The 14,427-nt window shown below is 42.4% G+C and carries 11 protein-coding genes; 10 read left to right on the forward strand and 1 reads right to left on the reverse strand.

Annotated elements, in window-relative coordinates; translation table 11 throughout:
• Positions 1–23: 23 nt before the first annotated feature.
• Complete coding sequence (locus tag NLF92_RS03965) at positions 24–1,649, forward strand: ABC transporter permease (protein ID WP_254099131.1); 1,626 nt, start codon at positions 24–26, stop codon at positions 1,647–1,649.
• A gap of 15 nt (positions 1,650–1,664) precedes the next feature.
• Positions 1,665–2,705, forward strand: a complete 1,041-nt coding sequence (locus NLF92_RS03970; protein ID WP_254099132.1) for an ABC transporter ATP-binding protein — start codon at positions 1,665–1,667, stop codon at positions 2,703–2,705.
• Here the strand turns inward: NLF92_RS03970 and NLF92_RS03975 are convergent.
• A complete protein-coding gene (locus NLF92_RS03975) occupies positions 2,702–4,867 on the reverse strand; it encodes a TonB-dependent receptor family protein (protein WP_254099134.1) in 2,166 nt (721 codons plus the stop codon). The two genes, NLF92_RS03970 and NLF92_RS03975, sit on opposite strands and share 4 nt — an antisense overlap.
• A gap of 169 nt (positions 4,868–5,036) precedes the next feature.
• Between NLF92_RS03975 and NLF92_RS03980 the strand changes: the two genes are divergently transcribed.
• The 8 genes from NLF92_RS03980 (at position 5,037) to ruvA (ending at position 14,425) form a co-directional block, all read left to right on the forward strand.
• Entirely contained in the window at positions 5,037–7,169 is a 2,133-nt protein-coding gene (locus NLF92_RS03980) for a bifunctional diguanylate cyclase/phosphodiesterase (RefSeq protein WP_254099136.1), read from the forward strand.
• A 134-nt stretch (positions 7,170–7,303) separates the two neighbouring features.
• Complete coding sequence (locus NLF92_RS14255) at positions 7,304–8,716, forward strand: sensor histidine kinase (protein WP_254099138.1); 1,413 nt, start codon at positions 7,304–7,306, stop codon at positions 8,714–8,716.
• Positions 8,694–10,046: a sigma 54-interacting transcriptional regulator gene (locus tag NLF92_RS03990; protein WP_254099140.1), complete on the forward strand. Its 1,353-nt coding sequence runs from the start codon at positions 8,694–8,696 to the stop codon at positions 10,044–10,046. The genes NLF92_RS14255 and NLF92_RS03990 overlap by 23 nt, the downstream gene beginning before the upstream one ends.
• A gap of 60 nt (positions 10,047–10,106) precedes the next feature.
• Positions 10,107–10,853: a HopJ type III effector protein gene (locus NLF92_RS14260; protein WP_349293215.1), complete on the forward strand. Its 747-nt coding sequence runs from the start codon at positions 10,107–10,109 to the stop codon at positions 10,851–10,853.
• Positions 10,854–10,991: 138 nt separating this feature from the next.
• Positions 10,992–12,755, forward strand: a complete 1,764-nt coding sequence (gene aspS / locus NLF92_RS04005) for an aspartate--tRNA ligase (RefSeq protein WP_254099142.1) — start codon at positions 10,992–10,994, stop codon at positions 12,753–12,755.
• A 7-nt stretch (positions 12,756–12,762) separates the two neighbouring features.
• Complete coding sequence (nudB, locus tag NLF92_RS04010; RefSeq protein ID WP_254099144.1) at positions 12,763–13,206, forward strand: dihydroneopterin triphosphate diphosphatase; 444 nt, start codon at positions 12,763–12,765, stop codon at positions 13,204–13,206.
• Positions 13,203–13,727: a crossover junction endodeoxyribonuclease RuvC gene (gene ruvC, locus NLF92_RS04015; protein ID WP_254099146.1), complete on the forward strand. Its 525-nt coding sequence runs from the start codon at positions 13,203–13,205 to the stop codon at positions 13,725–13,727. Before nudB ends, ruvC begins: the two co-directional genes overlap by 4 nt.
• Before the next feature lie 71 nt (positions 13,728–13,798).
• A complete protein-coding gene (gene ruvA, locus NLF92_RS04020; protein ID WP_254099148.1) occupies positions 13,799–14,425 on the forward strand; it encodes a Holliday junction branch migration protein RuvA in 627 nt (208 codons plus the stop codon).
• Positions 14,426–14,427: the final 2 nt, after the last annotated feature.

Consider the following 14,427-nt stretch of genomic DNA (forward strand, 5'->3'; position numbering starts at 1 on the left):
TAACATTTCATGAAAATCGTATTATGACCGCTTTACGTTTGCATAAACGTTGGTTCTTTAGTTGCTTAATGATATGTGCGCTGGTATTACTACCAGTGCTTTCCATTTATAGCGCTTTTACCCAGTTTTCTCTATCGTTGTGGCAGCATCTGATAGATACCACGTTGGGTTTATATATCACCAATAGCTTGCAACTCGCCATTGGTGTGGCCGTGCTAAGTGGATTTTTCGGTGTGTCTAGCGCTTGGTTAGTCAGCCAATACACCTTTCCAGGCCAGCGTTGGCTCCAATGGGCGCTGCTACTCCCCATGGCGATGCCGGCTTACATTATTGCCTACACTTACACAGGGATGTTAGATCCTACCGGCCCATTACAATACTGGCTACGTGATAACTTTGGTGGTACAGGTGCTGTCTTACCAGAGATCCGCTCATTAGGTGGCGCGATTCTGATGCTCAGCTTAGTCTTGTTCCCTTATGTATATCTTCTCGCTAAAACCGCATTTGCCGAACAACAACAAAACATGCGAGATGTTTCTGCTTCTCTGGGGATTACAGGGTGGCGTTACTTTTTCCAAGTTGCTATACCGATAGCTCGCCCAGCAATATTTACAGGGATTGCTTTGGCTGTTATGGAGACGTTGGCAGATTATGGTACCGTTCAGTATTTTGGTGTTTCTACATTTACTACAGGTATTTTTAGAACATGGTTTGGGATGGGGGAGATGCACCTCGCTAGTCAACTGGCTGCGATATTAGCTTCGTTTGTACTGCTATTGATTTTCTGGGAGCGCTACCTACGTCGCGATATGGCTTTTTATCAGACGGGACAAACAGAGACAACATCGTTAAGAGTGCCACCTAAACACATACAATATGTCTGTTCGGGTTTTTGTATCTTGCTCTTGAGTATCGCTTTTATCATCCCTTCGGTACAACTCATACTGTGGGCGACCATGCATTTTTCGCTAGCACAGTTAAGCGGATATTGGGCACTGCTTAGTACCACAGTAAGTTTAGCGATTATTGCTAGTTTGGTGACTTTGGGCGTTGCTGTCATGTTGAGTTATGCACATAGGATCACTCAACATCCTTGGTTAGGCTATATTAATCAACTTTCTGGCGTGGGATATGCGATACCTGGGACTGTCATTGCCGTGGGCGTTTTAGTACCATTTGGCTGGTTCGACAGACAACTGAATTTTGCTTGGTATGCCATTTTTGACCACTATATTGGCTTGGTTTTATCCGGCTCTATGGTCATTTTGATTTTTGCGTATGTGGTCCGTTTTCTCAGCGTTGCTCTTCACAATACCCAATCTGGCCTAGACAGAATTAAACCCAGTATGGATGATGCGGCATTAGCTCTTGGTCACTCACGTTGGAATATATTCAAGAAAATCCACATGCCTTTGTTAAGAGGTTCTTTATTTAGTGCACTTTTATTAGTCTTTGTGGATGTGTTAAAAGAACTTCCTGCGACATTAATTTTACGTCCCTTCAATGTCAACACGTTGGCGGTCAAAGCCTTTGAATATGCATCTGATGAACGTCTCATTGATGCTGCATTACCGTCACTGACCATAGTACTGGTTGGGATTATACCTGTTATATTGTTAACCCGTGCAATGCAGTTTAAGCGTGCATAATCAAAAGGTTGAATCATGCTATTGATCCAAGATGTCACTATAAAAATTGCTGATAAAGTTATCAATGATACCATCAACTTACACCTTGCATCAGGGGATATAGGATGTTTGTTAGGTCCTTCTGGTTGCGGTAAAACGACATTACTTAGAGCGATAGCTGGTTTTTTACCGATTCAATCGGGTGTCATTAAAGTTCGCCAACAAGAGGTCAGTACAGCCACGCGTCACGCCGATATTACTGAGAGGAAGGTTGGGGTGGTATTTCAAGACTTTGCGTTGTTTCCACATCTGACGGTGGCACAAAACATTGGCTTTGGCTTACATGAATTAAAAGCACTGGAGCGTGAGAATAGAGTCAATGAATTATTGGCATTAACCCAGTTAGAAGAACATGCCGATAAATATCCGCATACTTTATCGGGTGGTCAACAACAGCGAGTTGCGATTGCTCGAGCTTTGGCACCTAAACCGGATTTGTTATTGTTAGATGAGCCTTTTTCTGCGCTTGACCCTGAACTCAGAGAGACTTTGGCAAAAGATATTAAATGGATATTAAAACATGAAAATGTCACGGCTTTATTAGTGACACATGACCAGACTGAGGCGTTTACTATCGCCGATAAAATAGCAGTGATGTCAAATGGTAAGATCGAGCAATGTGCCTCTGCTTATGCTTTGTACCATGAACCTGAGACACGCTTTGTGGCTGATTTTATTGGGGAAGGGCGTTTTATTCGTGCTACGCATGTGGATGCGAAAACGCTGCTAACGCAACTCGGGCCATTTGTTGTGCCGGAAATGCCTGAGAATATCTATAAAGAGTTTAGTTTGTTAGTGCGACCTGACGATATTTTACATGACGATGCAAGTCGATTTTCGGCAACGGTTGTGGATAGGGCTTTTCGTGGTTCGCATATCTTGTATACACTTGCTCTAGGTGATGAACACAAAGAGCAAGTGCTATGCTTGACGCCGAGTCACCATGACCACCAAATTGGCGAGCATTTTGGTATTTGTCTGGAACTCGAACATATCATTTACTTTCCTAACGCTTAAAACGTGTAACGGTAACCAATTTGCACACTTCTTGGTTTACCCACTTGGATGCCACCGTGTTGACGCGTTGCTATATAGGTTTCATCGGTGATGTTATCAACGACCATATAGACTTGTTGGTTGCGGTCAAGTGTGTATTGTGCTGAAAGGTTGACTACACTGCGGTCTGCTACTTTCTCATTCGCTGGAATACTACCTGAACCAGCGGCTGTGCGCATTTCATCAACAAACTGATACGATGCCAATACATGCCAGTTAGATCCTTTTATACCGGTTTCTGCTTGCCACATTGACTCTGGGAGATAGGGTAGCGCATCCCCAGCGTTTACGTTGCCCCAGCTGTCCAATTCAGATGCGAAACTTTCTTCAAATGTCGCATTAGCTACAGTGTAATTAATGCTCAAGGGGATCTCAAAACGTCCGACTTGAGCGGCATAACTCACACTTAATTCAACACCATCAATGGCGACTTTACCAGCGTTGTACTGATTGCCAATTAACTCATCATTACATCCTTGTGATGCAGTACAGTTGCCGTGCAGGTTTTCTAAATCAGAGACATAGTAGATTGCTTCAGCTTTTAAACCATCGTTGCTATAACGTAGGCCAGCCTCATAATTCCAACCTTCTTCTTTGTCGGCATTTTGATTCCCCGGTGCGGGTGGAGCAAACGCTTTTTGGATACCAGCTAGCAGTACTAATGCATCAGAGGTTTGGTAAGTAAAACCAATAGCTGGTAAGACTGCACTTACCGAATTGTCTCGCTGTGCAGGAGTATTGGTTCTAGCAGGGTCAGTTGTACCCCAGTCATCGCGATGTAAGTCCACTTTCTCATAACGAATACCTGCCTTGACGGTTAAATCATTATAGGTAAACGTGTCGTGGACAAAGGCACTTATAGCATCGGCACTATCGATGCGGTTTGAATCTGTACCAGGCGTACCCGCTGAGACTAACGTCATAAATTGTTCGTCGTTTAGCGCATATTGGTCAACCCATTGGAAGCGGTCCATTTCATCAGCATGCACACGAAGTCCTAAACGTAAATCGTGGTTTTGGCTACGCACGGCTAACTCACCTTGGATCCCTTGGGACAAGTATTCACGGTTATTGGCTTTGATATCTACTAATGGTGCAGCAGCGTCGGTGTAAGTCCCTGCATCAACCTGAGAGGCGATTTCTTCGGCACCAGAGCCAAGGCTTAAACCACCAATCTTACTGACTTTATACCAGTTTCTAGCAAAATCATTGTGATAAGCGATAACACTTAAATCTACATCGTCGTTGATAATGTAGTCGTAATGGACACTAAAGTGGGTATGTTCAGTATTCATTTCATCGAGTTGAGATGCACTGTAACGCTGCAGGGGGTTCGCTGCATAATCTGTATCAAGTAAACCCAAATATGTTTCATCTGATGTTTCTTCTGAGTACTTGGCTTTGAATTCAAGATGATGGCGTTGTTCTGCATCTAAATAGATGTCAAACTTCCCCATAAGGTCAGTTTTAGTAAATCCCGTATCTTGTCCAGAGTTCAGTTCCTTAAAGCCGTCCGCTTGGTAATTGAATACCTCTAATACATATCCTTTATCTGTCGTTTTACCGCCAGCAAATGCATGTAATTTAGCAAAGCCATCACTGCCAAGTGCTAAGTCTACCTTACCACCTAATGGTGCATCAGGGACTTCGGTTGAAACAAGGTTAATGACGCCACCAGAGGTTCTAGGACCATATTTTACGCTAGAGCCTCCTTTTAAAATTTCGATTGCGCTCATACGACCAATTGTTGGGAAGTAATATGCAGCAGGGCTGGCATATGGAGCCGGTGCCGCTAACACGCCATCTTCCATGACTGTGATTTTTTCTGAACGGTCCGCAGAGTTTCCACGCATACCGATATTGGGTCTTAAACCATAACCATCTTCTTCTACAAAATACACTCCAGGTGCTTTTGCTAGGACTCGATTGATATCCGTTACAGCAAAATTATCAAGGGTTTCGTTGTCAATAAAAGCACTGGAGCCTGGGATATCATCAACAGCATTTTTGGAACCGATAATTTTAATTTGTTCGATTTTTTGTGTTGTTTCTTCTGCAGCAGAAGCAAAACTGGTTCCAGTAAGTGATAAAACAATACATGAAGTGAGGTGTGATAAACGCATCGGGTAGGTTATTCCTTAAATATTTATGCAATACGGATATTAAAACACAACTCTAAATGATAATCAATCTCATTAACGTTTAATTTTTGGGTTACTATATGTGTGATTCAACTAAACTTTTCTACAACATGACAGTTACATACATATCAGGTTTACAAGGATGTAACTCTTGTCGAGTATCAAAACAGCGGTTATCGCAATAATTCTTTTTCTCGTTTTATCATTATCTTTCGTAGTGATGGGCTTTTTGTTGTTTGAATATGAGAAACAATACACCAGCAATACCCAAGCGACGTTGGTCGGGATAACTCATAATATTCATGAAGAGCTGTTAGAGACGTTACAGTCCATACCGGCTGGTCAGCGACAAACAACTGCCATCAAAAAAATACTCGATAAATTTGCTCAATTTGAACATGTGACTCAAGCACAGTACTTTGATATTAATCAAACGCTAGTGGCGGATTACCTGAACCCCAAACAAAATAATGCGCAGCCTTCCTTGGTTGAACATAACCAACAGTCACCACTTCAACCTGCGCCATTCACATTAGAAGGCGCATATTTGGTAGGGGTAGTAAAAGTGGGAGAATCGCCTTTATCGTTTGGTTACTTAAAAGTGGTCAACGATCTGAAAACTCCATTAAATGCAAGTAAAACTACTTTGGTGAAACAAACCTTACCTACAGTTTTGGGGGCCACAGTAACCGTTATTTGCTTGGCATTATTACTCCTAAATCGTTTATTGCATCCTTTGTCTCGACTATCATCTTTTATGAAACAGATCGAATCAGCCAAAAATTACTCTTTGCGATTTAGTTTGTCGGGTAAAAATGAGATTGCCCAATTAGCCAAAAATATTAATGCTATGCTCGATACCATCAATCTCGAGTTAGAAAAAAATCGTTCGCATACCAAAACGCTTGAGCAGCAACAAATTACCATGACTAAACTTGCGAATTATGATGTGCTGACAGGCTTACCCAATCGGCAGTTTGTGATGGACTCGCTGCGTTTTAAGCTATCAGAGGTAAAACGTCGTGACGAAGATCTCGCGTTACTTTTTTTTGATTTAGACGGGTTTAAAGCAATTAATGATTCACTGGGCCATGAAGCTGGTGATCACGTACTTGTAGAAGTCGCTAATCGCGTTAGTAATCTTATGCGAGAAGGGGATATTGTCTCGCGCTTGGGTGGCGATGAGTTTTTAGTGATCCCAAATGAAGATCCGAATGCTGAGCAAATAAAGGATATCTGCTTAAGGATCTTAGACGAAGTCGAAAAAGTCATTATGTTGAACGGTGTAGAACTGAGGGTCGGCTTGAGTATTGGGATAGCAAAAGCTAAAGAAGCCAACTATGATTTAACCGAACTAGTAAGTAATGCAGATATTGCCATGTATCGCTCTAAAGCAAATGGTCGTGGCACATACACCATGTTCTCCAGTGCATTGATCCAAGATTACAAAAGAAAACTCCAGATCTCGAATAGTATTCTCAAAGCCATTGAGAATAACGAATTTCATTTGTACTACCAAGCTAAGGCCGATGTGCATGGCAAATTATATGGTTTTGAAGCATTAATTCGTTGGCATCATCCAGAATTCGGTGTGTTATCTCCCGGTGAATTTATTCCTATGGCAGAGCAAAGTGGCAAGGTGGTCGATATCACTCGCTGGGTCATTAAACGCGTAGCGATCGAAATGGAACAAATTCAAACACTGGCAGCCCACCCTTTGCATGTATCGCTAAACTTATCCGCCCACGATTTGCGGAGCGCGGATTTGTTTGAATACGTCAATCAAACCTTATATCAACACGCAATTAATCCCAATAATATCGAATTTGAGGTCACTGAATCTGCATACTTAGAAAGTTTTGATACCGCCAATGAATATATTACTCAGCTCAGTGAACTAGGTTGCTCTATCGCATTGGATGATTTCGGTACGGGGTATTCTAGCTTGAGTTATTTAACTCAAATTAAAGTGGACACGCTTAAAATAGACCAACAGTTTGTCAAAGAGATAGATTCATCGAGCCGCAGTCGTTTGGTTACCAGTACCATTATTGATTTGGCAAAGAGTTTACAACTGACTATCTGTGCTGAAGGTATCGAAAGTACTGTGCAGCAGTCGTATTTAAAAGAATTAGGTTGTGATTATTATCAAGGATATTTATATAGCAAGCCTATTCCATTGCGGAGTTTACTCGCCAAAGAATTGGACTTTGCACCATTGTTTACGGATACCAACACAACAGAAATAAATACCCAAGACAGGGTGGTCACGACTCCTCTGTAACCCGAGGTCGACAATCACAAGTCGCATAGAAATAGTTGTGAATTACCTCTTATGACCTACACTTTGTTTACTAGCAGGGAAGCAAATGTAGGTAGCAATTGCGGCGATTATCTCTACAACAATGGTTAATTATTGTGTTTGTTCTTGTGGCAATGTTTGTCACAGGCATCTTTGCGTATGGCAAAAACACCGAAGCAACGATTCTTCAAGCACATTTTACCGCCTTAGAAACGCATTTAAGTCTGCGCCAAAAAGTAGGCCGCCTAAGCAAGGACATTGATGAATTATCGGTATTACTAATTCGTTACATTGAAGCTGACCATAATCAACTTAACCCACCTTTGACTCGCGTTCTCGGGCGCATCGAACAACAAACTAAACAGCTTTGTCTCGGCACCTTGCGTGCGGATATTTGTCAGCCATTGTTCCAAGCGCACAAAAATATTGATGCGTTTACATTGGCAGCAAACCGATCTGACTTGGAGGGACCGAGACGGTCGCTAGTATCAATAAATCAGGAGATCAATGAGTTTTTGTCTGACGATTTATATCAAACACATCAAATATTAAATAATCGCTTACTGGCCCAACACAGCGAGTTATTAGGTTTAATTTTATTCGCTGGCGGTGTTATTTTATGTCTTTTGATTTGGGTGGCTGATTTGTTTTCTCGGCCATTGCAACAACTACATCAAAAGTTATACCTGATGAATACTGGTGAGGTATACAACCTACAAAAATCCGAAGGGTATGTGCCACATAAATTTATGCATTTTGAAACGGATTTGTTGCGTTTGTACCAACAAAACAACAAGTTAGAAGCGGTTAAAAATACCTTGTTGCGTCACGCATCTCACGAATTGAAAACACCGTTAGCTAGTATTAATGAAGGCTGTAACCTCCTTGTTGAAGAAGTAGTGGGGCCACTTAATCCCGCCCAAAAAGAAGTCGTAGGATTGTTATTCAAAGGCACTCAACGACTCAATACCTTGGTACATCATCTGTTGGATTACAATAGTTTGTTACAACAATCCACACCACAATATCAAGTACTAACGTTGCCAAACATTATTCACCAGGTTTCACAAACTCATGCTTTAGCTTTACAGGCAATGGATATGCAAGTAGAGGTCGATTGTACTATTGAGTTGATCAAGACTGATGATGAGTTAATTCAGCGTATTTTGGATAATTTATTTTCTAACGCGATTGCACATGGCGCCAAACATTCCAAGATTGATATTCGTATTCATTTGATTGCAGATAAGTGTTGTATCGATTTTGCCAATCAAGGTCGAGTCATTACTGATGAACAAAAAGCCACTTTGTTCGAGCCATTTTCACGAGGAGAGCACCAGCGCAATGATAGTGTAGTAGGTGCTGGCCTAGGCTTGTCCATTGTCGATGAATGTGTCCGTCTATTAAAAGGGACAATTTCTCTGGTTGATGTGAGTTATGCGTCGATTTGTTTCCGAATTTTACTGCCTAATGAAGGTATACGAGCAGCACATGCCAAGGATATTTATGAAAATTCTACTAGTCGATGATGACACTTCTTTATTGCGCTTAATGACGATTCGCCTAGAGCAGTCGGGTCATGAAGTACTAGCGACAAATCATCCGGTACAAGCCTTACAACATATCCAGCAAGGCTATTTTGACGTAGTGTTGTCTGATTTACGTATGCCAGAAATCGATGGCCTACGCTTGTTTGAAAGGATCAGAGAAACCAAAGCGAACTTGCCAGTGATCATTATGACGGCCAACGGTACGATAAAAAATGCGATTGAGGCAACCCAGAAAGGCGTGTTAGGTTTCATCGAAAAGCCAATTAATCACGAAGAGTTAACGCAGCTATTAAACAAGATTAGTCATAACCTACATCCTTATCAATCATGGTCTGAGCATATTGTGACACGCAATATGACTATGCTTGCATTGTTAGAAAAAGCGCACCGGATTGCCCAAAAGGACGTTAGTGTATTAATCACGGGCGCAAGTGGTACTGGTAAAGAAGTCTTGGCTAAAGCTATTCATGAAGCCAGTCCGCGTAGTCAGGAAAAGTTTATTGCGATTAACTGTGGCGCCATTCCTGAAAACCTTTTGGAATCGGAATTATTTGGGCATACCAAAGGCGCTTTTACCGGTGCGGTTAATGCGAGCCGAGGATTATTTTTAGAAGCGGATAAAGGGACGTTATTTTTAGATGAAATAGGGGATATGCCACACACCTTACAAGTTAAATTGTTACGTGCGTTACAAGAACAAAAAATTAAACCGGTTGGGGCACAAAATACTATTGATATAGATGTTAGGGTACTATCGGCAACACATCGAAATTTAGAAATAGAAATGCAATCGGGCCAGTTTAGAGAAGATCTGTACTATCGTTTAAATGTGGTGAATTTGCACTTGCCACCACTCAAAGATAGGGCTGAGGATATCCCACTTTTGGCCCGTGAACTACTGCGTAAAAGTGTGCTAAAGCACAACGTGGATATCAGTTCATTTGCCGATGATGCCATGGAGTTATTGGTGACACATACGTGGCAGGGGAATGTCAGACAATTAGTCAACACCATCGAACAGTGCGTGGCACTGTGCGATACCAAAGTGATTCCAAAACAGTTAGTGGAACAATCATTAAGGCAAGTGGACAAGACTTGGCCGACACTGAGTGAAGCCAAAGATGCATTTGAATTTAGCTATCTAAAAAAATTATTACATATGACTGATGGTAACGTCACACGAGCGGCAAATTTAGCGGGCAGAAATCGCAGTGATATGCATAAACTTTTGAAAAAGCACGAGTTGGATGCTGCCGATTTTAGACAAGTCATACCGCTGCATGACCAAGCCAAAGTATTAGGGTCTTGATCTATTTATTTGGGATGAAATTAATTACAATGTAACCATGCTAATTTTAGGATGAATACGTTGACCCCACACGCATTGTTAGACCAAGTTAAAGATACTCCCTCGCTGGTTGATTTTACTACTGTAATGGACGTGATTAATACGCATTATGAGTATACTCCTACGTTGTTTAAAAATGGCGATGTAGAAAATAGTTCAGGAACGAATGAAGGCTCTTGTAAAATTTTCGCATTTGCTAAATTTCATCACTTATCTGAAGCACAAACACTGGCTCTATTCGGCACGTATTATCGTGATGATGTCCTTGGCAATCCTTCAGGCAGTGATCATGCAAATATTAGAAATTTTATGCAAACGGGTTGGGCTGGTGTGCGTTTTGAATCAGAGCCTTTAAAGGCGAAAGCCCCAGTGGGTCGTTTAACCACCCGAACGATAGCGATGCAAGCGGATACTAATCCCGCGGGTGATATCTTTGGCGGCTGGGTGTTATCCCAAATGGATATGGCAGCAGGTATTTGCGCAGGGCAGCGTGCCCAAGCTCGAGTGGTGACTGTTGCTTTGGACGGTATGAGTTTTATTAAACCGGTGCATGTGGGAGACATTTTAGGCGTATATACGAGAATTGTCCGAGTCGGGCGAAGTTCACTCGATGTTCATGTCGAGTGCTGGGTACGTCGTAGTCGTATCGGTATCAGAGAAAAAGTCACCGAGGCGGTGTTTAAGTTTGTCGCCTTGGACGAACAAGGCCAATCCATGGCGGTTCCCCCTTTAGGTGATTTGCCTGAATATGTTGAGAGTGATTTGTAATACGACAAATCACTATCCAACAAAAAACGTCTAGTTTTTTTCGTACAATTTTCAGTCTTTACTAGGCAATTCTGAGCATTAGTTTATAATGCTCAGCATATTATTTCGTGTCCAATCGGTTCATATTTAAGGTTTTTCATGCGCACAGATTATTGCGGCAACATCAATGCATCTCACATTGGCCAGACAGTCACTTTGTTTGGTTGGGTAAATAAACGTCGAGACTTAGGCGGGGTTATCTTTTTAGATTTACGTGACCGTGAAGGTATCGTACAAGTTGTTTATGATCCTGATATTGAAGATGTGTTCGCTACAGCAAATAGCTTACGTAATGAATTCTGTGTGAAGCTGACTGGCTTAGTTCGGGCGCGTCCTGATTCACAAGTGAATCAAGACATGCGCACAGGTGAAATTGAGATCTTGGGCAAGACCTTAGAAATTTTGAATAAATCAGCAGCGCTGCCACTAGATTGGAATCAGGAAAACTCAGAAGAACAACGTTTAAAATACCGCTATTTAGATTTACGTCGTCCAGTGATGACAGAGCGTTTATTGTTCCGTTCCAAAGTCACCGGCGCTGTGCGTCGTTTCTTAGAAGACGATGGCTTCTTGGATATTGAAACACCGATCCTGACTAAAGCTACGCCAGAAGGTGCTCGAGATTACTTAGTTCCTTCACGTACGCACAAAGGTCAATTTTTTGCTTTACCACAATCTCCACAGTTGTTTAAACAATTGCTGATGATGTCGGGAATGGACAAATACTATCAAATAGTAAAGTGTTTCCGTGATGAAGATCTTCGCGCAGACCGACAGCCTGAATTTACGCAAATCGATATCGAGACAACATTCCTTGATGCTGAGGGTGTGATGGCTATCACAGAACGTATGATCCGCGGATTGTTCCAACAAATGTTAGATGTTGATCTAGGTGAATTCCCACGCATGAGCTACGCTCAGGCCATGCAAGATTATGGTTCAGATAAGCCTGACTTGCGTAATCCATTAAAAATTATTGATGTGGCTGATATTTTAGCTAACGTTGAATTTAAGGTATTTGCTGGGCCTGCTAATGATCCGAAAGGTCGGGTTGCGTGTTTATGTGTCCCAGGTGGAGCAAGCTTGTCACGTAAACAGATTGATGGTTACGCAGACTATGCGGGTATCTACGGTGCCAAGGGTTTGGCCTGGATGAAAGTCAACGATTTGGCTGCTGGCCCTGAGGGGGTTCAGTCTCCGATAGCGAAGTTTTTATCACCAGAAATCATTACTGAGTTACTGATGCGTACTGGGGCCCAAACGGGGGATATACTATTATTTGGTTCTGATACTTATAATGTTGTGACCGAGTCATTAGGTGCATTACGTCTTAAAGTTGGCAATGATTTGTCATTAAATCAAGGTGAATGGCGTCCGTTGTGGGTCGTTGATTTCCCAATGTTCGAAGAAGTCGACGGTCAATTCCATGCATTGCATCATCCATTCACTGCACCACGTGATATGACACCAGAGGAACTTGCCGCAAATCCAGCTACTGCGCTTTCTAATGCGTATGATATGGTACTAAATGGCTGTGAATTAGGTGGGGGTTCTGTGCGTATTCACCAACAAGACATGCAAGCCACGGTATTTGATATTTTAGGGATCACCAAAGAAGAAGCTCAGTCTAAGTTTGGCTTCTTACTTGAGGCTTTACAGTACGGTACTCCACCACATGCGGGTTTGGCATTTGGTTTAGATCGTTTAGTCATGTTGATGACGGGTGCTTCATCGATCCGTGATGTTATGGCATTCCCGAAAACCACTACGGCCGCTTGCCCGTTAACTAATGCACCAGGTGTAGCCAACTCTGAACAGTTAACTGAATTAGCGATTACTACAGTAAAGAAAACGGAAGAATAATTATTCAATGACATTTAAAAGACCAGAGTCAGTCCTCGTCGTTCTGTACAATGAACATGCCCAAGTATTGGTGATGCAAAGAGACGATGATCCTGACTTTTGGCAATCTGTAACGGGCACTTTAGAGCCATCTGAAGTGCCCTTGCAGACCGCTTATCGAGAAGTGGCAGAAGAAACAGGGGTCATTCTGGATCCTACGTTACAGCAAATCAAAGACTGTCGTTTAACGAACCAATATACCATTCGCAAAACATGGCTTTATCGCTACCCAGTAGATACCAAATACAATTTTGAATATGTATTCGCCGCTCAAATACCCGCTGACGCTCAAATCCGTTTAACGGAGCACACAGCTTATTTATGGTTGGATAAGACGGCAGCGATAGAAAAGGTTTGGTCATCTACTAATGCTGACGCCATCGCTCGTTTTGTCCCGGAAGTATCGACATGAGTATTATCCTAGGCATTGACCCAGGTTCCCGTATTACCGGTTATGGCCTCATAAAAAAAACTGGGACTACTTTTGCCTACGTTTCGAGTGGTTGTATTAAAACATACGGCGATGAACTGGCCGGACGTTTGCAACAGATTTTTGCTGGAGTCAGTGAGATTATTCAACAGCACCAGCCGAATGAGTTTGCGATTGAACAAGTATTTATGGCGAAAAATCCAGATTCAGCGTTGAAGTTAGGTCAAGCTAGAGGCAGTGCGATTGTCGCTGCGACGCAATACGATCTTCCAGTCTATGAATATTCGGCACGACAAATAAAACAATCTGTTGTGGGCAAGGGTAGTGCGGATAAAACACAGGTACAGCATATGGTTAGGCATATTTTAAAGTTACCAGGCACACCCCAAGCCGATGCTGCAGATGCACTTGCAGTTGCTCTGTGTCATGGGCATACTCAACAAAGCTTACTTCCTATGGCTGGCCAAGCGAGTAAGACAGTCAGGGGTCGACTGAGACGCTAAGTCTCAACTTAAATTCAGTATGCTACACCGAGTATGCATCCTATAATAAACACAATAACAGAGAGCGCAGCATGATTGGATTAATTACCGGCAAAATACTTGCAAAACAGCCTCCCGAGGTATTGATTGAAGCTGGTGGGATTGGCTATGAAGTCAACATGCCAATGACCAGTATTTACCAGCTACCAGAGATCGGTGAAATCACCACGGTCTTTACGCATTTTGTCGTACGCGAGGATGCACAGTTATTATTTGGTTTTGCTGATAAACAGGAGCGTATTGTCTTTCGTGAATTGATTAAGGCAAATGGCGTCGGTCCAAAACTAGCATTAACCATTTTATCAGGCATGTCTGCAGCCCAACTTGTCCAATGTGTGGGTTTTGAAGATGTTACGACTTTGGTTAAATTACCCGGGGTAGGGAAAAAGACAGCCGAACGTTTGGTCGTGGAGTTAAAGGATCGTCTAGCGAAGTTAAATTTAACGGCTGCTGATGATGCTGTATTGATTCCAGGCACACCTTCACTGGATATTGGTAATACCATCGTACCGGTGAACGATGTGCGTGAAGAAGCGCTGAGTGCATTAGTTGCTTTAGGTTATAAACCCGCTCAAGCAAGTAAAGTCATTCAAAGTGTGTATAAAGATGATTTAACGAGCGAACAGCTGATCCGCGAAGCCCTTAGGTCAATGGTGTAATT

It is taken from the genome of Opacimonas viscosa (genome assembly GCF_024199005.1).
In the GTDB taxonomy this organism is placed as follows: domain Bacteria; phylum Pseudomonadota; class Gammaproteobacteria; order Enterobacterales; family Alteromonadaceae; genus Opacimonas; species Opacimonas viscosa.